The sequence below is a fragment of the Coriobacteriia bacterium genome (assembly GCA_034370385.1).
Classification (GTDB): domain Bacteria; phylum Actinomycetota; class Coriobacteriia; order Anaerosomatales; family PHET01; genus JAXMKZ01.
The window spans coordinates 194771-216062 of the sequence record JAXMKZ010000005.1; the positions used below are offsets into that span (position 1 = coordinate 194771).

Annotated in this window: 19 protein-coding genes; 11 read left to right on the forward strand and 8 right to left on the reverse strand. The window is 63.3% G+C overall.

All coding sequences use genetic code 11. The features are described from left to right. Window positions 1–15 precede the first annotated feature (15 nt). From U1E26_01910 to U1E26_01940, 7 genes are all read right to left on the reverse strand, one after another. Window positions 16–543, reverse strand: coding sequence for a hypothetical protein (locus U1E26_01910; GenBank protein ID MDZ4168397.1), 528 nt, complete (start codon window positions 541–543; stop codon window positions 16–18). A gap of 27 nt (window positions 544–570) precedes the next feature. Continuing rightward, window positions 571–2484 (reverse strand): DNA topoisomerase (ATP-hydrolyzing) subunit B, encoded by a 1914-nt coding sequence (gene gyrB / locus U1E26_01915; GenBank protein ID MDZ4168398.1) that lies wholly within the window; start codon window positions 2482–2484, stop codon window positions 571–573. A 155-nt stretch (window positions 2485–2639) separates the two neighbouring features. Continuing rightward, entirely contained in the window at window positions 2640–3188 is a 549-nt protein-coding gene (locus U1E26_01920; protein MDZ4168399.1) for a DUF721 domain-containing protein, read from the reverse strand. Continuing rightward, window positions 3185–4276: a DNA replication/repair protein RecF gene (locus U1E26_01925; protein ID MDZ4168400.1), complete on the reverse strand. Its 1092-nt coding sequence runs from the start codon at window positions 4274–4276 to the stop codon at window positions 3185–3187. Before U1E26_01925 ends, U1E26_01920 begins: the two co-directional genes overlap by 4 nt. Before the next feature lie 3 nt (window positions 4277–4279). Continuing rightward, a complete protein-coding gene (dnaN, locus tag U1E26_01930) occupies window positions 4280–5386 on the reverse strand; it encodes a DNA polymerase III subunit beta (GenBank protein ID MDZ4168401.1) in 1107 nt (368 codons plus the stop codon). 234 nt (window positions 5387–5620) lie between these two features. After that, entirely contained in the window at window positions 5621–7000 is a 1380-nt protein-coding gene (gene dnaA / locus U1E26_01935; protein MDZ4168402.1) for a chromosomal replication initiator protein DnaA, read from the reverse strand. A 30-nt stretch (window positions 7001–7030) separates the two neighbouring features. Continuing rightward, complete coding sequence (locus U1E26_01940; protein MDZ4168403.1) at window positions 7031–7750, reverse strand: ATP-binding protein; 720 nt, start codon at window positions 7748–7750, stop codon at window positions 7031–7033. Between the two features lie 861 nt (window positions 7751–8611). Here U1E26_01940 and rpmH point away from each other — a divergent pair. From rpmH to U1E26_01995, 11 genes are all read left to right on the forward strand, one after another. Then, a complete protein-coding gene (gene rpmH / locus U1E26_01945; protein MDZ4168404.1) occupies window positions 8612–8746 on the forward strand; it encodes a 50S ribosomal protein L34 in 135 nt (44 codons plus the stop codon). A gap of 31 nt (window positions 8747–8777) precedes the next feature. After that, a complete protein-coding gene (gene rnpA, locus U1E26_01950; GenBank protein MDZ4168405.1) occupies window positions 8778–9107 on the forward strand; it encodes a ribonuclease P protein component in 330 nt (109 codons plus the stop codon). A gap of 68 nt (window positions 9108–9175) precedes the next feature. Continuing rightward, entirely contained in the window at window positions 9176–9346 is a 171-nt protein-coding gene (yidD, locus tag U1E26_01955; protein MDZ4168406.1) for a membrane protein insertion efficiency factor YidD, read from the forward strand. Between the two features lie 30 nt (window positions 9347–9376). Next, the gene (locus U1E26_01960; protein ID MDZ4168407.1) at window positions 9377–10177 is read left to right on the forward strand and encodes a YidC/Oxa1 family membrane protein insertase; all 801 of its coding nucleotides are present in this window, start codon (window positions 9377–9379) and stop codon (window positions 10175–10177) included. Window positions 10178–10220: 43 nt separating this feature from the next. Then, window positions 10221–10982, forward strand: a complete 762-nt coding sequence (gene jag / locus U1E26_01965; protein ID MDZ4168408.1) for an RNA-binding cell elongation regulator Jag/EloR — start codon at window positions 10221–10223, stop codon at window positions 10980–10982. 157 nt (window positions 10983–11139) lie between these two features. Then, window positions 11140–11868 carry a 16S rRNA (guanine(527)-N(7))-methyltransferase RsmG gene (gene rsmG / locus U1E26_01970; GenBank protein MDZ4168409.1) on the forward strand — a complete coding sequence of 243 codons (729 nt, stop codon included), beginning with the start codon at window positions 11140–11142 and terminating at the stop codon, window positions 11866–11868. 65 nt (window positions 11869–11933) lie between these two features. Continuing rightward, window positions 11934–12722 carry an AAA family ATPase gene (locus U1E26_01975; protein ID MDZ4168410.1) on the forward strand — a complete coding sequence of 263 codons (789 nt, stop codon included), beginning with the start codon at window positions 11934–11936 and terminating at the stop codon, window positions 12720–12722. Then, on the forward strand, window positions 12715–13587 hold the full coding sequence (locus U1E26_01980) for a ParB/RepB/Spo0J family partition protein (GenBank protein MDZ4168411.1): 873 nt from the start codon (window positions 12715–12717) through the stop codon (window positions 13585–13587). Before U1E26_01975 ends, U1E26_01980 begins: the two co-directional genes overlap by 8 nt. Continuing rightward, window positions 13587–13880 (forward strand): YtxH domain-containing protein, encoded by a 294-nt coding sequence (locus tag U1E26_01985; GenBank protein MDZ4168412.1) that lies wholly within the window; start codon window positions 13587–13589, stop codon window positions 13878–13880. The genes U1E26_01980 and U1E26_01985 overlap by 1 nt, the downstream gene beginning before the upstream one ends. A 53-nt stretch (window positions 13881–13933) precedes the next feature. After that, window positions 13934–16753 (forward strand): PD-(D/E)XK nuclease family protein, encoded by a 2820-nt coding sequence (locus U1E26_01990; GenBank protein ID MDZ4168413.1) that lies wholly within the window; start codon window positions 13934–13936, stop codon window positions 16751–16753. Continuing rightward, complete coding sequence (locus U1E26_01995; GenBank protein MDZ4168414.1) at window positions 16750–20217, forward strand: UvrD-helicase domain-containing protein; 3468 nt, start codon at window positions 16750–16752, stop codon at window positions 20215–20217. Before U1E26_01990 ends, U1E26_01995 begins: the two co-directional genes overlap by 4 nt. Here the strand turns inward: U1E26_01995 and rlmN are convergent. Then, the gene (gene rlmN / locus U1E26_02000) at window positions 20214–21290 is read right to left on the reverse strand and encodes a 23S rRNA (adenine(2503)-C(2))-methyltransferase RlmN (GenBank protein ID MDZ4168415.1); all 1077 of its coding nucleotides are present in this window, start codon (window positions 21288–21290) and stop codon (window positions 20214–20216) included. The two genes, U1E26_01995 and rlmN, sit on opposite strands and share 4 nt — an antisense overlap. Window positions 21291–21292: the final 2 nt, after the last annotated feature.

The following is a 21292-nucleotide window of genomic DNA, read 5'->3' on the forward strand; positions in this document are numbered from 1 at the left end:
GTTCTCGTCGCTCACCTAGAGGTCTCCTCGCTGCTTCAGCAATCGGTAGATCAGCCAGAAGGCCGATCCGACGAACCCTGCCCCGAACACAATCAGTACCGCCGCACCCGTACGGGCCACTCCGGCCCCGGCCTGGGCTGACGCCGCCTTGGCAAGCGCCGCCATGCCCCAGAACAACATCATGACCCCGATCGGCAGGAGCACGATCGAGGCTCCGATCGTCACCTGCACCGCTGGCGCTGCCACATCCGGCTCCTGCGCCGCGAGCCCCGCCAAGAGCTCCGTCACCTCGGCATCGCTCGGGCCGCTGCGTGTTGCCGGCGCCTCGGGCTCCGGGCTCGATGCCGTCGGCTCCACCACCACAACCACTTCGGCCGCCTCAGGCGCCCCCGCCGCTCCAGCGGCCTCCGGCGCCTGGTCAGGCTCGACCGCGCGCCGCAGCTGCAGCTCTTCGAACGCGTCGCGCTCCCACGGCGGCGGCTCGAATCGCTTCGGCTCCCTGCGGTCGGACTCCTTGCGGAAGTCGAATCCCTGGTCGTCCACGACCCGGTCGCGCTCCCCTCGTCTTGGCTAGATGTCCAGGAACCGAACGTCGCGAGCATGGCGCTGGATGAACTCCTTGCGGGGTTCGACCTGGTCGCCCATCAGGTCCGTGAAGGCCTGCTCGGCGGCAAACGCATCATCGATGGTGACCTGAAGAAGCGTGCGCTTCGAGGGATCCATGGTGGTCTCCCACAGCTGCTCGGGGTTCATCTCGCCCAGGCCCTTGTAGCGCTGTATGGCGTACTTGGTGCCCTCGGGATGACGCGCGATAGCCTGCTGCAATTGGGGGTCGCTGTAGCAGTACTCGTGCTTCTTTCCCACCGAGAGTTTGTACAGCGGCGGCTGAGCGATGTAGATGTAGCCCTGCTCAAGCGCTTCGCGCATGAAGCGATAGAAGAACGTGAGGATGAGGCATCTGATATGGGCGCCATCGACGTCGGCGTCGGTCATGATGATCACCTTGTGATACCGCGCCGCGGACAGGTCGAACTCCTCGGCCACGCTCGTGCCCATAGCGGTGATCATGGCTTGGATCTCTTCGGAGCCAAGCGCGCGATTCAGTCCCGCGCGCTCTACGTTCAAGATCTTGCCGCGCAACGGCAGAATCGCCTGGAACGAACGGTCACGTGCCTGCTTCGCCGAGCCGCCTGCCGAGTCACCCTCAACGAGGTATATCTCGGAGAGCGCCGCGTCCTTGATCGAGCAGTCTGCGAGCTTGCCCGGCAACGTGGAGGACTCGAGCAGTCCCTTGCGGCGCGTGAGCTCGCGCGCCTTGCGGGCCGCGGCCCGGGCCTTTGCGGCCTGCGCTGACTTCGTGATGATGGCGCGGGCGGGCTTCGGGTGCTCCTCGAGAAACTCACCGAGCCCCTGGGCAACCACCGACTGGACGAGCCCGCGCATCTCGGTGTTGCCGAGCTTGGTCTTGGTCTGTCCCTCGAACTGGGGCTCGCGGAGCTTCACCGAGATGATCGCGGCCAGCCCTTCGCGGATGTCCTCGCCGGTCAGGTTCTCGTCTTTCTCCTTGAGGATGCCCTGGCGGCGGGCGTACTCGTTGATGGTGCGGGTGAGCGCGTTCTTGAAGCCCTCGAGGTGCGTGCCGCCCTCGTGCGTGTTGATGTTGTTGGCAAAGGCCAGCACCGAATCCGAGTAGCTGGTGTTCCACTGCAGCGCAACCTCGACGGAGCCTTCGGGACCCTCGGCCTCGAAGTAGATCGGCCGCGCGTGTACCGATTCCTTGTTCTCGTTGAGGTACTTGACGAAGTCGACGATTCCTCCGGCGTAGCGGAACTCCTCGCGGCGCGGCTCGAGCTCTCGCTCGTCGGTCATCGTGATCTTCAGGTTCTTGTTGAGAAAGGCCGTTTCGCGGAAACGGGTGGCCAACGTGTCGTAGTCATAGACCGTGGTCTCGAAGATGTTCGCGTCGGCCCAGAAGGTGATCTTGGTGCCCGTGGCCTTGGATGTCCCGCGCGTTGCCAGCGGAGCTATGGCCTTGCCGTGATCGAACTCCATGTACCAGATCTTGCCGTCGCGCTTGACCTCGGCACACAACTTCGAGGACAACGCGTTGACTACCGAGACGCCGACACCGTGCAGGCCGCCGGAGACCTTGTATCCGTCTCCACCGAACTTGCCTCCTGCGTGCAGAATCGTCAGCACGACTTCAAGGGCGGCCTTCTTGAGCTTGGGATGCTTGTCTACCGGAATTCCGCGCCCGTTATCGGTGACGCTGATGCCGTTGTCGGGATGGATCACGACTTCGATCGAGGTGCAGTAGCCGGCCAAAGCCTCGTCGACTGAGTTGTCCACCACTTCGTAGACGAGGTGGTGGAGCCCTTTGGGGCCGGTCGAGCCGATGTACATGCTGGGGCGCTTGCGAACGGCTTCAAGGCCTTCGAGGACCTGGATGTCCTTGCCCGAATATGAGTCCGCCTTGTTCGTCACGCGCGCTCCTTCGCTGTCAGTCTGATCGCGATGTGCGGGTCCACCGGTGCGTCCGCCGCGGCGTAACCACGCTCGCCCACGGCCCACCACGACATATTGTGGTTGCGGTAGGTAGTCTACCACAACCTATAGGGTGAAACAGGTCGAAATGGCTCTCAGAGGCCCCCAGACGGCTCCTCGCGCGTTTTGACAGCCTTCTGACCCTTCTGCCACTCCATCGAAGCCACCGTGGCCTTCACGACCGCCTCACGGAGCTGCGGGTCCTCTATGACTCCCGCCGACGCCTCGACCTGAGCGCGTTCGTTCAGGGACAGAGGCTGCGCGAGTTCCGGGGCCGGCTGATAGTAGGTGTCCTTCTCTTCCTCGACTCCCTCCTGGCGCACGCGCTCGCGAACCGCTCGAGAGACAGTGAAGCGGATGGTCCTGACCAACTCCTTACCGAGTTCTTCATTGAGACGCTTCGCGTAGGGGCCGGCCAGCGCAGAAAGCTCGGAAGCCCACACGTTGGAGTCCACATGGACCACGAGTTCGCCCGAGCGCAGATGGACCCGGGCCGTATGCTCGGCCACCGTGGGCCCAGCCGTCTTCTCCCAAGCCTCATTGATCCGCATCTGCAGATAGCGCCCGTCGCTCTTCACGTCGAGCCTTCGACCCAAGACGTCCAGCGCGCTTGCTAGCGGGGTCTGTTTGCCGGCCCTCTTCACGGCAGCTCCACCACCTTTGCTCGAGCGATGAGCTCCTCGGAGAAGTAGCCGAGGTTCGTCGTCGAGATCACGGTCTGGGCCGCTTCACCGACAAGGGAGGCCAGTGCGTGTCGCCGTCCCTCGTCGAGTTCAGACATCACGTCATCGAGAAGAAGGATTGGCTTTGCTCCCGCCACCTCTGCAACGACGGCCACCTCTGCAAGTTTGAATGCGAGAGCTATAGACCGCTGCTGCCCCTGTGAGGCAAAAGCTCGTGCGTCCTTCCCGTTGATGTGAAACACGATCTCATCGCGGTGCGGGCCTGTGAGGGTGGTCCTTCTTGTTCGCTCATCGTCCTTCTTGGCTGCGAGATGCCTCTCCATGGACGCCGCCTCATCCTCATCTGAAACCGCTGTGCCGTCTCTGTCCCATGACGGTACGTACCAGGCCTCCAGCGGCCCGTCGCCGGCGATATCTCCGTATACCTCAACAGCTTCTTCCATGATTCTGTCGAACAGTCTCCTTCGATGAATGACCAGTCTCGAGCCTAGTGAGACGAGGCGCTCATCCCAGGGGGCAAGCAGATCATCAGAAGTGTCGTCCTGCCTCAGAAGCGCGTTCCTCTGTCTCACCACGCGCTCATACTCGAGCCGGAGTCTTCCGTACGTCTTGGACAGCTGGCCGCCTATCCCATCAAGAGCAGCCCTTCGGCGCTCGGCCGAATCCTTGACTATCTTGAGATCCTCGGGCGTGAAGACGACACAGGGAATGATGCCTGACACGTCTGACACAGACTTCTTAGCCTTGCCGTTGACCCGATAGAGTCTGCGACCCCCCGCGGTGATGGTCAGTTCAACGGTGTGGTGGCGCTCGCCCTCCGCTGCTTCAAGGGTCAGCTTGGCTTCAGGGGCTCCGATTCTCACGAGATCTGCCCACGCCGGCCGGCGGAAAGAGTCGGCTTCGGTGAGCATCTCGAGAGCTTCGACCAGGTTGGTCTTACCTACGGCGTTAGGACCAACAAGGACCGTGAGCTGCGAATCGATAGTGAGTCCGTAGTCCTCATAGTTCCTGAAGTCCTTGACCAACAGTCGGGTGACCGTAAAGCCCACGGTCTAACCCAAGCGAACCGGCATGAGAAGGTAACGGAAATCCTCGCCCTCGCTCGACCTGAGAAGCCCGGGCTTCATGGCACTTTGGATCAGGAGGGAGACAGTGTCGGTACTCACGGAAGCCAGACCGTCCGTCATGAAGGAGTGGTTGAAAGCGATCTCGACGTCTTTTCCTTCGACCTTGACCATGAGGTCTTCTGAGGCATCTCCGACGTCTTGAGTTGTGGCTGACAGGGAGAGAGTCTGATCCTCAACACTCACAGAGACCCTCAGGGGAGCATTGTGTAAAGCCAGAAGAGAGACCCTCTTTACCGCCGCCGCCAGTTCGTCGGTGGCTATGGTGATGACCGTGTCATCGTCTGAGCGCTCAGGCACAAGCTGCTTGTAGTTGGGGAACGTCCCCTCTATGCGCCGAGCTACGAAGGTGGTTTCTCCCGACTCAAACACGACCTGGTTGTCTGAAACGCCCACGATCACATCAGACGAACCCGCGGCGATCTTGGTCGCTTCATCCAGAGCGCGACCAGGAACCACCACCTCGATCTGTGCGCCAGCTGATTCTTCGAGGATTACCTCATCCATCGCTAAGCGGTAGCTGTCGGTGGCAACCATCTTGATCATCGGCCCATCGATGACCATGAGTACTCCGGTGAGAACCGCCCGTGTCTCGTCACGCGAAACCGCCTTAGCCACCTTTCTCACCATCGAGGAAAGCACTGAAGACGGAAGTTTGAAAGACTCCGAAACGGCTACCTCGGGGAACTTCGGAAAATCAGATGAATTCAGTGTCTTCACCGTGAATGCGGACTGTTGACACCTCACAAGAACATGATCGCCTTCAGTCTCAAGGGTGACCGCTGCTTCGGGCAGTGAGCGAACAATGTCGGTCAGGAGACGTCCTGGTATGACCACCTGTCCACCGTCATCGGTCAGGGCGGGAATGGAGTGTTTCACTGAGACTTCCAGGTCGGTTGACTGGAGGGTCAACAGGCCATCGTCTGCAGAGAAATAGATACCGGAGAGTATAGGAAGCGTTGACCGAGAGGACATTCCCTTTGACACGATAGACAGAGCCTCTACGAGCTCACTACGGGCGATGCTTAACTTCATTGTTTTCCTCTCTTAGATATCTACACTCAATAACAATCATCATAAGGACGGTGGATATGTGGACGCTGACCGTTTGTGCTGGTGGCGAACCGCGTATCCATTCTTTTGCGGGTGTGGATAGACGGCTCATCTCATCCACAGTATCCACACCCTCTGTCAAGAATCCACACAGGAGACGAGTTGTCCCCCTCTAATCCAGAGGTTGTCCCCATGTATTTCAACAGGCCCCCGGGTCTAACCCTTCTGTTTGACGATGTTTGTCAGTTGTTGAATCTGGTTGTACACGTCGCGTTGGGCGCTCATCAACTTCTGGATCTTGTCGTTGGCGTGCATGACGGTGGTGTGATCGCGCCCTCCGAACTCCTCTCCTATCTTAGGAAGAGACAGATCGGTGAGTTCACGGGCCAGGTACATAGCCACCTGTCGAGGATAGACGATTGGCTGGGATCGTTTGCTTCCAATCAGCTCAGAATCACTGATGTTGTAGAAGCGACAGGTTTCTCGCTTGATTGTGTTGATGGATATCGGCTGCTGTGACTGATCGGGAAACAGGTCACGCGTGACCTGTTCGGCCATCTTCACATCCACCACATCGCGTCGCGAGAGCTCACAGTAGGCCATGATCCGGTAGATGGCCCCCTCCATCTCGCGGATGTTTGGCGTGGAGCGTTCAGCCACGTAGCCCAGTGCCTCATCTTCGAATACCACGCGCTGGGATTCGACGAACTGGCGAAGGATGGCCAACCGGGTCTCATAGTTCGGAGGCTGGATGTCAGCCTCAAGGCCCATCGCGAACCTGCTTTGATAGCGCTCATCCATATTGAGGTCGCGGGGCGGTCTGTCGGATGCGAGAACGATGGCTTTTCCTCGCTGGCGCAACTCGTTGAAGGTGTGGAAGAACTGGTCCTGTGTACCCTGCTTCTTCTCAAGAAACTGAATGTCGTCGATCAGCAGAACGTCGACAGAACGATATTTCTGCCGAAACGTGTTGGTGGTCTTGGCGCTGATCGACTCGACGAAGTCGTTGATGAATTCATCAGACGTGACGAACATGACCTTCTTGTGAGGGAAGTTCAGGTTCACGTAGTTGCCGATGGCCTGCAGAAGATGCGTCTTCCCAAGCCCGGAGCCGCCCCACAGGAACAGCGGGTTGTACTTGAGTCCCGGCTGCTCGGCCACGGCCATCGCGGCATTTCGAGCAAAGGCATTGGATTCGCCGACGACAAACGAATCGAAGGTGAACTTAGGATCGAACAACGGCCGCTCGCGATCCGCTTCTGATGTCTTGGTCGCAGGGGCCACCCTCTGCGGTTCGGGAGCAGGTGCCTCTACCGGAGCGGGTTCGGGTGTGGACGGAGCCGCCCCGGGGTCCACGACGATGCGGACCCGAAGATCGGTCCCTACCACCTGACGCAGGGCCGAGCTGAGGCGCTGCGCGTAGCGCTCTTCAAGCCACGACCGAGCGAACTCGTTTTGAACTCCCACGACGAATACGCCGTCATCAGTGAGGTCGAGAGGGACGGTGTGTTCGAACCATGTCGTGAAGCTCGGAGGATTGAGTTCTTCGCGGATGACCGCAAGAACGTCCTCCCAGATAGCCTTGATGTCCGGCATACGATAATCCCCTGTCGAGCGAGTGTGTGACTAAAGAGAGCTGGTGAGACTATCGAGATAGGACAGGCCGCGGTCGGTCAGCGTTCGCTTGCCGCCCTCTGCATCGATCAGGTCGAACTCCTCAAGCGACGCAAGGTCGCGATAGGCTGTGGAGATCCCAATGCCCAGCTCCTTGGACACGAGGCTCGGACCGGCCGAACCACTCTCCATCACAAGGGCCAGCACCTGCTTCTGTCGCGTTGTGAGAAGGGGGCCGGCCACATACTCGGCTTCCGGTGCGCTCAGAAGCGAAGGGTCTGCCGATTGACCAGGATCAGACTCGGGGGCTTGCGGCAGATGGCCTGTGGACCGGAAGACCCCGATGGGTGGTTTGGAGTTGGAGCCCGAAGAGACGGTGACCACGGCGCCGCGACCGAGGTTGTCCTCGATGGTGAGGGCTCCTCCGCTGAAGCCAAGATAGTCTCGGACCAGCGGAAGACCCGAGCCCACCCCCCGGATATAGGGCTTCATGGATGAGTCGGCAGTGGTGAAGCCCGGCAGAACGGCGTGATCCTTGTCGGCGATTCCCGGGCCCCGATCGGCGAAGCGAATCGTGCGCCCCGAGTTCAGGATCGAGACCACGGGCTCCGAAAAGTCCGCATGGATGAAGTTCTCGGAAACCTCTCTGATGACGGAGTACGGGATGTCCCCGCCCTGGTCGCTCGCGAGACGGTGAACGGTGGACGCCAGGGCTTCGATGTACTCGGCCACGGGGCCGGGTCCGACGTCGACAACCCGAGGCGAAGAGCCGGGACCCTCATATACAGCTACGCGCGCGAGAGAGCAGACTGCGCCGTGGCCGGCAACGCCAGCCGAAGAGCGCCGACCGAGGCTTTCCATGCTTGATGAGTAGAACGCCTTCATTTCCCCCAGCTTTCCACAATGAGTCGGTATTCCACAGGCAAATCCACACGGTTGTGTTGCGGACCGGCCTGCTTCGAGATCAAGCGACAAGCCCTCTGAGCAGCACGTTCATCTGATGCGAACAGGTATTCGACCTGCGCGACGTGGCGTTTCTTACCTTGTCCACAGAACTTTCCACACTGTGGAGAATGTGGGCAATCCAGCACCGAGCATGTCGGGCACGAACCCGCTGCTGACAGCGGGTGTATCCAGCACCAGAGCAGGTCGGGCTTTCTGCGGAGACTGTGGAAAGTGCCCTAGCCGGGCGGGCTTGCTGTGGAAACGCCCACCAGGCGAAGCGCCTGCCAGAGGGTCGCGGAGGGATCCGAACCAAAGCGGCAGACCCGCCACGTTCCCGAGATGCAACACGTAGATGAAAAGCACTGATAGAGAGCTTGTTTCAAGGTACGGCGCCAGGGGCTGAGCCCCCAGTAGACACGGCGGACTCTAGCACTGGCCCCGGAGACCCTCAATCATTCTTGAGAAGTTATCCACAGGTTCCACAAGCACGAGTCCTGCCTTTTCCACAGTGTCCACAGATTGCGCTCCGAGTTATTGGCTGGCAGGAGCGCCCGATTCGGACTATTCATCATTGACGGGTGCGACAAGCCGCACATATAATCGTCGGGCTTTGCCCCGGGAACGACGGGGACAGCCCTAGGAGGAACAGTGAAGAGAACGTACCAGCCTAATGTTCGGAAGCGTGCGAAGACGCATGGCTTCCGTGCTCGCATGGCAACCCGCGGAGGGCGCGCCGTTCTGGCTGCCCGTCGCCGGAAGGGTCGCAAGGTTCTAAGCGCGTAGACCACCGCGATCCAGTGTGGACGGTGGCGTAATGAGCACGATCAAGTCGTCGCGCGACATCCAGGCGATCTTCAGTCGGTCCCGGCGGGTGGCTCACCCGCTCGTTGTGGCCCTCATAGCTCGGACACCAGAAGGACGCGGCCGTGAGGGCCGCGTCGTCTTCGTGGCGGGCAAGCGAATCGGAAATGCGGTCACGCGCAACCGTGCCAAGAGGGTCTTGCGCGCGGCGTACCGTATTAGGGGTGGATCGTGGCCCGGCTACGATATCGCCCTGGTCGCCCGAGAGGGCACCGGCACCGCGAAGCCCGATGAACTACTCGCAGCGCTTGAGGATGTCGTTTCGAGGGGCGGGGCCGCCTGATGACCGCAGGAGAGTCTCTCCGGGCCACTCCTCGGCGCATCGCCGTGCTTCTGGTACGTGGTTACCAGATGTTCATTTCGCCGCTCACTCCCCCATCTTGTCGGTTCACGCCGTCTTGCTCGTCATATGCGCTAACATCATTCGAGCGCCACGGGTTGCTCAGGGGCGGCTGGCTCGCCGCTAAGCGGATCGCCCGCTGCCATCCCTGGTCCCCGGGCGGACACGACCCCGTGCCCTAGCCGGCCATATCAGATAAGGAGTCGACCCTCGTGGGTGAACTCTGGGAAGCATTCAAACAGATCATCTTCGACCTGCTGCAGTGGATCGAGGGGTTCACGGGTGATTGGGGCTTGGCGATCATCGTGCTGACGGTGCTCGTGAGGCTGGCGCTGATGCCCCTGACCATCAAGCAGACGAAGTCCATGTATGAACTGCAGCGGATCCAACCCAAGATCAAGGAACTGCAGAAGAAGTACGCGGACGACAAAGAGAAGCTGCAGGAGGAGACCCTCAAGTTCTACCAGGACAACAAGGTCAACCCGTTTGGCGGCTGCCTCCCGATGCTCCTGCAGATGCCGCTGCTCTTCGCCCTTTACCAAGTTCTGGGAGGAACCGCCGGCAGCCCGGGGATCATGATGCAGTACCTTGAGAACACCGGCGAGGTGGGGAAGTTCTTCTTCCTTATTCCAGATATTGCCAAGACGCCGGGCATGGTCTTTCAAGCCGAGGGGCTGGTCGCTACCCTGCCCTATGTGATTCTCGTCGCCCTCTTCGGACTCAGCGTGTGGCTGCCGCAGGCGTTGATGCCCGGCGAGAAGCAGCAGAAGATGATCGGCGCCTACATGGGCGTGATCATGCTGTTCTTCGGCTGGACCGCGCCGGCTGGCGTGCTTCTGTACTGGGATGTATCGAGCATCTGGGGTGTTGCCCAGCAGCAGATCATGATGGCTTCGATGAAGAAGGGCGAGCACGAGGAGCAGGAGCTCGCCGCCTTAGCCGCAGCCGAGGCAGCGGCGGCCAAGAAGGACTCCGCCGCCAAGGCGCGCTCCAATAAGAAGAAGAAGTCATAGAAGAGCGAAGCATCTGTCATCGCGTCCGACAAGGAGCGTGAACATGGAACGGGAGTGCATCACGGTAGCGCCCACGGTCGAGGAGGCCGTTGACGCCGCACTCGAGGAACTCGGGGTCCAGCAGGACGCCGTGGAGTACGAAGTCCTCGAGTCACCGGGTAAGGCCATCTTCGGTCTCGGCTCGGACAAACAGGCTCGCGTGCGCGTGTGGATCCGGCAGTCATACTTGGAGGACCTCGAGGAAGCCAAGAAGGTGGCGGACGAGGTGCTTGACCTGGAAGTGGAACCCGCTACCACTCAGGCAGCTGCAGAGGCGGCCCCCGAAGAGCCCGAGCTGAGCGATGAGGACCTTGATAAGGTGGCCGACACGGCCGTTACCGCACTGAAGCAGACGCTCGCCCATCTGGGGCTGCCCGAGCCGACGATTGAAGAGTACGAGGGCGATGAAGGAGAGATTATTCTCGACATCATCGGTGGCGAACTCGGCATCCTCATAGGACGGCATGGGCGCACATTGGACGCTCTTCAGACCGCGGTTGGTGCTATCACAACGCGCCAGCTGGGCTTCCGGTATCCCGTGGTTGTAGATGTTGAGGGCTATCGGCACCGCAGGCGGCAGAAGATCGAGGACATTGCTCGTAGGGGTGCCGAGCGCGCAGCGAAGCATCGCCAAGACGTGAGGCTGAGACCCATGACTTCGTTCGAGCGCCGCGTGGTTCACGTAGCGCTTCGAAGTGATGCGAGAGTCGTCACGTCCAGCGAGGGCCAGGACCCTTATCGCCAGGTCGTGATCTCCCCGAAGTAGGCGACGCGCACGGGAAGCTCCGAGCAGGGCCCCGTGAGGGGCCCTGCTTCGTTCGGGGCGGAAAACGGGGCCGAGTTCCCGACCTCTGTCTGCGAGACGATGTTTCACGTGAAACATCGTCGGATATGATGATGGTCGGAGTCCTTGGAGGTTTCACGTGAAACATCAGACATCTCGGCAGGAACAGAAACTGACCCATTGGCTCCTCTCAGCGGGCATACCGGTTGAGCCTACGGCGGTGGCGCTGATCGTCCGACATGCCGAGTGGCTGCTTGAGACGAACAAGTCGCTCAACCTCACGTCGCTCTCCGATCCCGAGGACATACTTCGCCTCCACGCCTTGGACTCTCTCCTCGTTCTGCCGGAGGTGCGCTCCGCAGGCAGCGGGCTGATCGTGGATATCGGCAGCGGTGGGGGCTTCCCCGGACTACCGCTCGGCGCAGCCCTTGGTCGAACCACGCTCCTGGTGGACTCGGTGAAGAAGAAGGCTGACGCACTTAGGCGCTTCACGCTGCAGGAAAACCTCGAGTCGTGGGTTTCTGTCAGCGGAGAACGCTCTGAAGCATTGGCGCGCTTGCAGGGAGCCGTTGCCGACTGCGTTGTGGCTCGCGCGGTTGCTGAACTGCCGGCACTGGTCGAACTGGCCGCTCCCCTCTTGCGTCCCCAGGGAGTTCTGGTGGCTCTGAAGGGGCAGCCGGATGCCGAGGAGCTCAGGAGGGGCGAGGTCGCGGCGCGACGTTGCGGGCTTGTGGTATCAGCCGATCGGGCCTACGAGCTCCCCGATGGAGGCGAGCGACGGCGGGTGATCACCTATCTCAAGACCGGAGAGCCGGAGGTTGAGCTCCCTCGACGTGAAGGAATGGCGACGAAGCGCCCTCTCGCCTGACTGTTGTGTTCCGGCGTGGTGGTCTATACTCTGGTCACATTTCCATCTGAGGGAGGGGTCACATCGTGAGTGCGTCTGGACCCGTGGCTGGTCGTGCCCGCGTTCTCGCAGTGGTCAACCAGAAGGGCGGGGTCGGAAAGAGCACCACAGCAGTCAATCTTGCTGCCTCGCTGGGCGAGCTTGGCAAGAAGGTGCTCCTGATAGACCTCGACCCCCAGGGAAACGCCACTTCCGGCTTCGGGCTGAACAAGAACCAGCGTCAGCTCTGCGTATACAATGCGCTGCTCGGAGACACCGATATTGCCGAGATCATCGAGCCCGTCCAGATCGAGCACGTCTTCGTGGTGCCGGCGACCATACAGCTGGCGGGTGCTGAGATCGAGCTCGTCTCGGCGATGAGCCGGGAAACCCGTCTCAAGGGCATGGTTGATTCGGTGACCCACGACTTTGACTTCATCATCATCGACTGTCCGCCTTCGCTGGGACTCCTGACGATCAACGCGCTGACGGCCACCGACGGTCTCCTGATCCCGATCCAGTGTGAGTACTATGCTCTCGAGGGGCTTTCGAAGCTTCTTGACAGCGTTCGGCTGGTCAAGACCCATCTCAATCCCGACATCGAGGTCTTCGGGGTCGTCATGACGATGTATGACTCCAGAACCCGACTTGCGGCGCAGGTGGTGGACGAGGTCAGGGACTTCTTTGAAGAGAAGGTCTTCCAGACGATGATTCCTCGAACCGTTCGACTGTCCGAGGCTCCGAGCTTCGGAATGCCGGTGAACCTGTACGATCCATCGGGCAAGGGCGCTCTGGCCTACCGCGAGCTGGCGAAGGAAGTGATCGATCGTGTCTAGAAGAGGACTCGGACGAGGACTGTCCGCGCTCATCCCGAGCGCCTCACAGGAGTCGCACGCCGGCGAAGAGGTCACCGAGCTGGCCACCGACCTCCTGAGCCCGAACCCGGATCAACCAAGAACCGATATCGACGAGCAGAGCATCACCGAGCTCGCCGACTCGATCAAGAAGGTGGGCCTGCTTCAGCCCATCTTGGTCAGGCCGCTTGGCGAGGGCTACCAGATCATCGCGGGCGAGCGCAGGTGGAGGGCGTGTCGCGAACTGGGGCTCGAGCGCGTGGCGGTCCGGGTCAGGTCATCAGATGACGTCGAGTCACTGGAACTGGCTTTGATCGAGAACCTGCAGCGAGAGGACTTGAACGCGATCGAAGAGGCCAGGGGCTACCGTAAGCTCCTGTCCAACTACCAGATGACTCAGGCGGAGCTGGCCGACAAGGTTTCAAAGTCCCGGTCTGCAGTGACCAATGCGCTGAGGCTCCTCGACTTGCCCGAGGAGGTGCAGGAGATGGTGTACTCCTCTCGCCTGTCGGCGGGCCATGCGCGGGCCATCCTCGCCGTTCCCGAGGAGTCGGCACGCATTCGGCTGGCTGAGAAGATCGTCGCCGAGGGGCTTTCGGTGCGCGCGGCCGAAAGTATCGCCAAGCTCCTGGCATCCGGACAAGGCGAGAGGGCGCCGCGCCCCGTCGCTCCTAAGTCCTTTAAGCTGGTGGCCCGCAAGCTCAGGCGGCTCTTGGGCACGAACGTGCGGGTTCGCGCAGGGAAAGACAAGAACAAGATCGAGATCGAGTTTCGCAGCGAAGAGGACCTGGAGCGAATTGTCCGGACCCTCACCGAGGGTGAGATTCGAACGGCGGAGGCAGACTGATGCGAAAGGGTATGGAATATTTTGCCATTGGGCTGGCGGCAGGCGCGTTAGCCGGGTTCGTGGTCGGGCTGCTTGTCGCTCCCTCAAGTGGAGCCACCACCCGCCGGCGATTGGCGAACGAGGCCCAGCGTGCGGCGGAGTTCGCCCGCCAGATGGCTGACAGAGCGGAGCAGGCCGCTGACGCGTTGGGGGGCCGTGTCGACCACTACCTTGGACGCGACGAGGAGGTAGCTTGGCGCAAGGTCAACGAGATACGCGAGGAGCTGAGCGGCTACACGCCCATGCAGGGCTGAGTCGAGGAGATGTCATACCCCTGTGCCACGCTGCCTTCTGAGGGGGTGGCGGAGTGGCGCTGAGACTCATACTGGGGCCTGCGGCCTCGGGCAAGGGCGACAGGATCTATGAGACCCTGGCTGATGCTGCGTGCCGCGAGCAGCCATCCCTGGTGCTACCCACAGCGATCGACGCCAGAGCCTCGCTGCTCGAGCTCGCGCGGCGGGGGATCCGCGGCGTGGCGGTCAATACGTTCGACGAGGCGGTCGCCCGGATGTGGATGCTCCACGGGGACGGGCGACGCCTGGTGACAGCGGCGAGCCGGGCTACGCTCGTGCAGTCAGTCATAGAGCGGTCCGCGAGCAACCAAATGGGAGAATCTGGGAGGACCCGGGGCTTCGCCCTGTTGGTGGCTGATGTTGCCCGCCGCGTGTCGGTGCCCGCTCCCGCTCCTGCAGACACCGCCGCCCGGCAGATGGCCGAGATCATTCGTGAGTACCACCGGGCCCTGGAGCTCGCAGGATTCATCGAGCCGGTGAGCGCGACGGAGCTCCTCGCGCGGCGAAAGCCCGATCCGGGGGGCCCTTGGTGTGCGATGCGCTTCACGGACTTCGACCCGGCGCAAGAGGCACTGCTGCTCACGCTGGCACAAAGCAGAGACGTCGTCGTGGCGCTGACCTGGTCTGACGGGGCCGCCACGGAGGGGATCACTCCCTTGGTCGACCGTCTACGCACGCGAGCGGAGACCGTTGAACTTGCCGCCGAACAGGGGAGGACTGATCCACACCTGCGGGCCTTCACTTCGGCGCTCTTCGAGGCGTCAGAATCTCTCGTGATGGGCGACGCGGTGTCGTTCCATGAGGCGAGCGGGGGTGACGCCGAATGTGTGCTGGTGGCCAACGCCGTCCGCGAAGCCCTGAATTCAGGCGCTGACGCAGGAAGCATCGCAGTGACCTTCCGTGATCCGGGCCGTCGGCTGGACTCGATCGGTGCTGCGCTGAGTGCCCGGGGCGTTCCCACCCACGTCGACGTGCGCGTCCCCTTCTCCCGAACGGCGTTCGGCGCCGCGAGCCTGGCGCTGCTCGATGCGTGCGCGGGGAGGGGAGAGCCCAGAGAGCGCCTGTTAGCCTTCTTGATGAGCCCCTGCTCGGGACTCGACAAGGACGTGGTGGCACGACTGGATCGAACCTGGCGCTCGAAGGGGTTAGACCCTCGGAGCGGCGTCGAGGAAGCCATCAGGGCAGCGGGAGGAGGAGCCTCATCCGCCGCGCGCCTCCTGCAGCTGGGCAAACAGGTCGTTCGCAGTCGAGTGGATGTCCGGAGCTCCGCGGATTGGCAGAAAATGGCAGGGCTGCTGCTGGCGCATGCGTCTGCCTCTGAAGACGCCTTCTGTGGTGCATCACCCGGGCCTGACAGCGCCGCCCACCGCGCGCTGCTGGCTGCCGTCTCTGACACCGCGGCGATCGGTGAGGGGGTAGGCGAAGAGCAGTTCTCGCAGGCCTTGCGCTCGGTCGAGGTTTCTACTGCCCCGGGGAAGCGTGCCGACGAGATTCTGGTGACCGAGGCCCATCGACTCAAAGGGCAGCGCTTCGACGTGGTCGTGGTGGGCGGGCTGAACGCAGACGAGTTCTCGCCCGAACCTAGGGAGTCGCTGGCAGCAGCGATGCTGATGCGCCTCGGAAGACCGGTCGGTCACGACGAGCGGCTGGTCGAGAGGGCCTTGTTCCACTCGGTGGCCACTCGTGCACGGCAGAAGCTGGTTCTCGTCCGGCAGGCCTTCGATGAGCGGGGAGAGGCGTTGAGGCCTTCGGCTTTCTGGGAGGAGGCGCTTGATGTGTACCGGGGCATCGAGGCCGCGGTCGACGGCTCTACGCCGGCCAGCATCCCCATCGGGAGGCTTTCTCTGGCCAGCGCCGTCGAGGCCGCTCCGGCGTACCTGCCCGGACGAGTTCAGGCGCGCGCAGCGGCTCGCTCCCTGGCTCCGCGCGTTCCGGACAGAGGCATCCTCGCCGATCAGACAGTCCGATCCGCACTGGCAGACAGGCGAACCTTCAGCGTCTCGGAGGTCGAACGCTACCTTCAGTGTCCGTACAAGTGGTTCATGGAGACGGCCTTGAGGCCAAGGGAGATCGACCGTGCGTTCGACGTTCGCGAGAAGGGGAGTCTGGCGCACGAGATCCTGGCCGAGTTCTACCGGGCGTGGCGCGCGCTCGGGCATGCGCGGGTGACGCCCGGTCACCTCACCGAGGCGCTCGAGGAGCTGGAGACAGCGGGCCGTGCGTGCGCGCAGGCTCGCACCCGCTCAGGCGGCCAGAGGCTTTCAGAGGAGCTGGACATCGCGGACGCGCACGCGTGGGCGCGGGCCGTGGTGATCGACGACGCGGAGTTCCTGCCGGGCTTCCGGCCGGCACAGCACGAGGTGGCGTTCGGCTCCGACGATGAGCAGCCGATGGTCCTTGCCGGGCTGGAGCTCAAGGGGTTTGTCGACCGCATCGACGAAGGACCAGAGGGGCTCGTCGTCATCGACTACAAAGCAGCAGCTCAGCTGAAGGGATGGAGCAGCTTCGCCACAGCGGGGTTGATCCAGGTGCCCATCTACGCGGCGGTCGTGAGCAAGCTCCTCGGTCGTCCCGTGGTGGGCGCTGTGTATCGCTCGCTCTCAACGCTGAGTGCCCGAGGGGTATGGATCGACGGCGCTATCGACCTGGGCGGGCGCGGTTGCGGTCGAGACGGAGTAGATCGGGAAGAGCTCGACTCCGTCGTCGCGGACGCCGTCGATCGACTGGAGGGGGCCGTGAGGCGTATCAGGTCGGGCGATATCGCGCTCGACCCAGCAACCGGCGCCTGCAGAAGGTGTGGGTTCGCCGGTCATTGCGAGGGCGCGCGCCGATGACACACGATCTGAACCAAGAGCAGCGCGCAGCGGTCAGGGCGCTTTCGGGACCCGTGCTGATCAGTGCCGGGGCGGGCTCCGGCAAGACCCGTACCCTGTGTGAGCGATTCACCCTCGCGACGCACGACGTTCCGGATGACGGCTGGAGCTCTGCGGCCGTGGACCAGATCCTCGCCATTACCTTCACGGACAAGGCGGCCGGAGAGATAGCCGAGCGGGTCAGAGCCACGCTCAGGCAGCAGGGGAGGAAGGCAGACGCCAGCCGCATCGACGGTGCGTGGATCTCGACGATTCACGGCCTGTGCAACCGCCTGCTTCGCCGGTATGCCCTCGAGGCGGGACTCGATCCCGCGTACACGGTCGCTGACTCCGTGGAGCTGGAGCGCCTGAGAGAGAGCGCGTTCGACGCCGCCGCCCGCCGAGAGGTCGAGCACGCGGACGTGCGGGGGCTGTTTGAGGCACTGAGGTTTGCCGATGTCTACGGTGCGGTCATCGGGGCCGCAGGCAGCCCCTCGGTGCAGCTTCGGGGCCTCTCGTCACTGCGTCCCCCGCAGACCGAACGCTCGAGCGCGGAGGTCCTATCAGATGCGCGGGAGCTGTTTCTCGGTGCCGCGGGGAGTGTGGCGTTCTGTGACTCACAGGCCAAGACCGCGGCAGAGGTCGAGGAGCACTGTTCTCGCACGTGCGCGGCACTGTTCGACATCGAGGCCGAGCGGCTCGACGAGGTCGAGCTGGCCCGGCGCGTCCAGGCGGCTCTCGCCACGTACGGTCCCCGGCGCACGGCGGTGGCGGCCATCGCCCAGGTTCGGGAACACATTGAATCACGCCACCGGGAGCTGTGCGTCGAGATCACCGAGATCGTGGGAGCCATCCAAGCACGGGCTATCATTCGGCTCGTGACTGCCTTTGCGGAGGAGTTCGCTGCGCTCAAACGGGCGCGCGGCGTACTGGACTTCGACGACCTGCAGATCGAGACCCGCCGCCTGTTGCTGGCGCGTCCGGACGTCAGAGAGCGGTGCCGAGCGCTGTTCAGGCTGACCATGGTCGACGAGTTCCAGGACACGGATGCGCTCCAGACAGGGGTCATCCAGCAGCTGGCCGGCGATGACCTGTGTACCATCGGCGACGAGAGACAGGCGATCTACGGCTTTCGGGGAGCGGACGTCGGGGTCTTCCGAGCGCACGTCCGGGCGATGGGCACACGCGGAGCCCGGGCGTTTCAGCTGCGCACCAACTACCGGTCCCACCGGGACATCCTCGGTTTCGTGAACGCGCTGTTCGGCCGGCCGGAGGTCTTCGGTGAGGAGCTGATCGCGCTTGCGCCGGGGCGGACAGAACCAGATCCGCCTGTGATCACGGGGGACGGGCCTCGCATCCACCTCGCGGTCGGTGACCTTGAGTCGTACGGTCGATCGGCCTCGCGCGAGCTGGAGGCGATGTGGGTGGCCACGCGCTTCGCTCAACTCAGGGACGAGCAGGGACTCGACGCGAATGACATGGTGGTGCTGGTGCGGGGGTACACCCATGCCGACGTGTACGCCGCCGCTCTGCGCCAGAGAGGCTTCGAGGCCGCGGTGGTCGGTGGCAACCGGCTGTTCGGGTTGTCAGAGACCGCCATGGTACGCGTTCTTCTCCGGGTGATCGCCAACCCTCACGACGAGACGGCGCTCGTGCATCTTCTGGCCGGCGAGGCGGGGCGCATCACCGATGACGGTCTGTGGCTGCTCGCTCGCCTTCGGCATGCGGACCAACCGGTGGGTGACATGTGGGAGGCGCTGGCATCGCCGCCCGACGAACTCGGCGAAGAGGATCGCGCACGGGCAAGGACGGTGCGGGAAGCGGTTGACGCGGCGCGCGTACGAGTGGGGGGCGCCTCGCTGGCGGAGCTGCTACTGACGGCGCTTGAGCAGCTGGATGCCGATCTTACGATGCTATCGCGAGGGGCTGAGGGAAAGCAGGCGTTTGCCAACGTTCTACAGCTCACCCGCATGATTCGTTCGCTGGAGGATCAGGGGGTGGTGGGCCCGGCCGCCGTGGAGGCCCGCCTCGCGGCCATGCAGGAGTATGGGGTCAAGGCGACGCCGGCGGTGGTTGTCGACGAGGGCTCCCGGGCGGTTCGGATCATGTCGGTACATGCCGCGAAGGGGCTTGAGTTTCCCGTTGTCGCTGCCGTTGAGTTGGACGGATACGTGAAGGCGGGCGCCTCGGGTCCGGTGAGCATGGGGGCGCTTTCGGACGAGCAAAGCATCACGGTCGCGGTGAAGCCCCACTCCGATATCGCCGCGCACGTCGGCGACCGGGGCACGTTCGCGCGCATGGTGACCGAGGAGAAGGCCGCGGAGGCCGAGGAGTCCAAGCGCCTCTTCTACGTCGCCTGCACCCGTGCCCAAGAGGCATTGCTGCTGTCGGGCGCCGTCAAGCTCAGCAAGCCGCCGAGCGAGAACGACCCGCAACCCATGACTCTGCTGCGACGGGCCGTGCTCGACGTCACGGAGCGCTCTGCTGACGGACGGGGCGGTGCCGTCGTCGGAAACTGCACCGTTACGGTGGACGTGCTCTCGATGCCGGATGAAAGCCAGGGCGTCGACGACGCGGAGCCCACGCCGGACGAACCGGGGGCAGGGCAAGCTCCGCAACGAGGTTCTCAGGCGCTGCCAACCGCCGGCCCCGAGCCCATCACGGCTTGCGGCTCGACGCAGGCACCGGTGCGGCTGTCGTTCAGCGACGTATCGATCTATCAGCGCTGCAGTATGCGTTTTCATGCCGAGCGCGTGGCGCGGGTGGGGAGGCTCGAGGTCGTTGAGAAGGGGGGCTCCGCGGGATTCGGCTCCGCGGTGCACCTGGTGCTGCAGCTGGCCACAACGGGGCAGATGCCCGCGTCTGAGCGGATCGACGCGATAGCCCGTGCGTTCTCCCTTGGCGAGGAGGGGAGGGCCGAACTCGAATCGGCGGCCCAGGCGTTTCTCGGCTCCGCCGTGGCCGCAGAGCTCCTCGCGTGTGACATCGTGAAGCGAGAGTGGCCTTTTGTGATTCGCCTGCAGGACGACGAGCACTTCTTCGATCTCTCGGGCAGTCTGGACGCGTACGGCCGAAGCGGGGATGAGGCGCTCATCATCGACTACAAGACCGGAGGCCGAGCAGACGACGAGGGTCTGGAAGAGAGGTACCGGTTGCAGGCGGGCTGCTACGCCCTGGCTGCGGCCCACGATGGATGCAAGGCCATTCGCATCGTCTTCGTCCGACCGCAGGTGTGCGATGAAGCCGGTCGCCCGCAGGTGGTCGAGTTCAGCTTTGGGCGCGACGACGTCGTGCACGTCGAGTCACAGCTCAAGAGCGTCCACGAGCGCATGCGCTCGTGCGAGTACGCTCCGCTTCGGCACTGGGACAGCAGTGCGTGCGAGGAGTGTCCCATCGCCCGGACGGCGTGTCGCGTACCGGCGCCACCGAGCAGACCGCGAAGCTAGCGAGGGGCGGATTCGTCCGCGGCAGCTCTTTGTCGAAGCTGTCCGCAGGCAGCGTCGATATCGGCACCGCGTTCCGTCCTCACGGTCGCGTTCACTCCCGCTGCATCGAGACGGCGCGCGAACTCGTCCACGCGCGCTCCCGGCGCTCGCCCGTGACCCGTGCCCGCAACGGCGTTCATCGGGATGAGGTTCACGTGCACGAGCAGGCCCTGACAGAACGAGATGAGCGCGCGGAGCTCGTCGTCGGTGTCGTTGGCGCCTTCGACGAGCGCGAACTCAAGCGAAGGGCGGCGCCCGGTCGCTTCCGAGTAGCGCTCGAGCGCGCCGCGAAGCCGCGTCAGCGTTTGTCCCCGGACACCCGGCATGAGGGCGTCACGGGTCGTTTGCACGGCGGAGTGCAGCGACACGGCCAGGGTGAACTGCTCGGGCTCCTCGGTGAACCGTTCGATCCCGGCAATCAGCCCGCAGGTGGAGACGGTGAGGTGCCGGGCTCCGATTTCCAGCCCATCGGGTGAGTTCATGAGACGCAACGCGCCGAGTGTCGGCTCGTAGTTCGCGAACGGTTCGCCTTGGCCCATCGCCACGGCGTTGGATACGCGCGCGCCGAAGTCGTCGCCCACCAGCCGAACCTGGTCGAGCATCTCGCCCGGTGCAAGGTCGCGTGTCAGCCCCGATGCCCCTGTCGCGCAGAAAGAGCACCCCATCGCGCAACCCGCCTGCGTCGAGAAGCAGACGGTCAGCCGATCCATAGCCGGGAGCCCGACGCACTCCACGGTGGCCCCGTCCGCCAGACGGATGAGGTACTTGCGGGTGCCGTCGCTTGAGACCTGACGCTCTAAGACGCTAGGGAACGGCAAAGCGAACCGGTCTGCGAGCTGGGCTCGCAGACCGGTAGGCACATCGGTCATCTGGTCGTAGGACCGGGCTCCACGCCCATACACCCAGCGCACGATCTGGGCCGCCCGGTAGCGCGGCTGATCGAGCGACTCGACGAGTCGGGCGATGCCGTCCGCGTCAAGCGTCTTGAGACCCACCGCTTCGGGGAAGCGGGATCGGGTGGGCGTCGCTTCCACGA

What these genes read in the sequence shown, in the direction of transcription:
- dnaN (MDZ4168401.1), bottom strand. Translation starts at nt 5,386, where the DNA reads ATGAAGTTAAGCATCGCCCGTAGTGAGCTCGTAGAGGCTCTGTCTATC.
- dnaA (MDZ4168402.1), bottom strand. Translation starts at nt 7,000, where the DNA reads ATGCCGGACATCAAGGCTATCTGGGAGGACGTTCTTGCGGTCATCCGC.
- rnpA (MDZ4168405.1), top strand. Translation starts at nt 8,778, where the DNA reads ATGAGCACGATCAAGTCGTCGCGCGACATCCAGGCGATCTTCAGTCGG.
- yidD (MDZ4168406.1), top strand. Translation starts at nt 9,176, where the DNA reads ATGTTCATTTCGCCGCTCACTCCCCCATCTTGTCGGTTCACGCCGTCT.
- jag (MDZ4168408.1), top strand. Translation starts at nt 10,221, where the DNA reads ATGGAACGGGAGTGCATCACGGTAGCGCCCACGGTCGAGGAGGCCGTT.
- U1E26_01985 (MDZ4168412.1), top strand. Translation starts at nt 13,587, where the DNA reads ATGCGAAAGGGTATGGAATATTTTGCCATTGGGCTGGCGGCAGGCGCG.
- U1E26_01995 (MDZ4168414.1), top strand. Translation starts at nt 16,750, where the DNA reads ATGACACACGATCTGAACCAAGAGCAGCGCGCAGCGGTCAGGGCGCTT.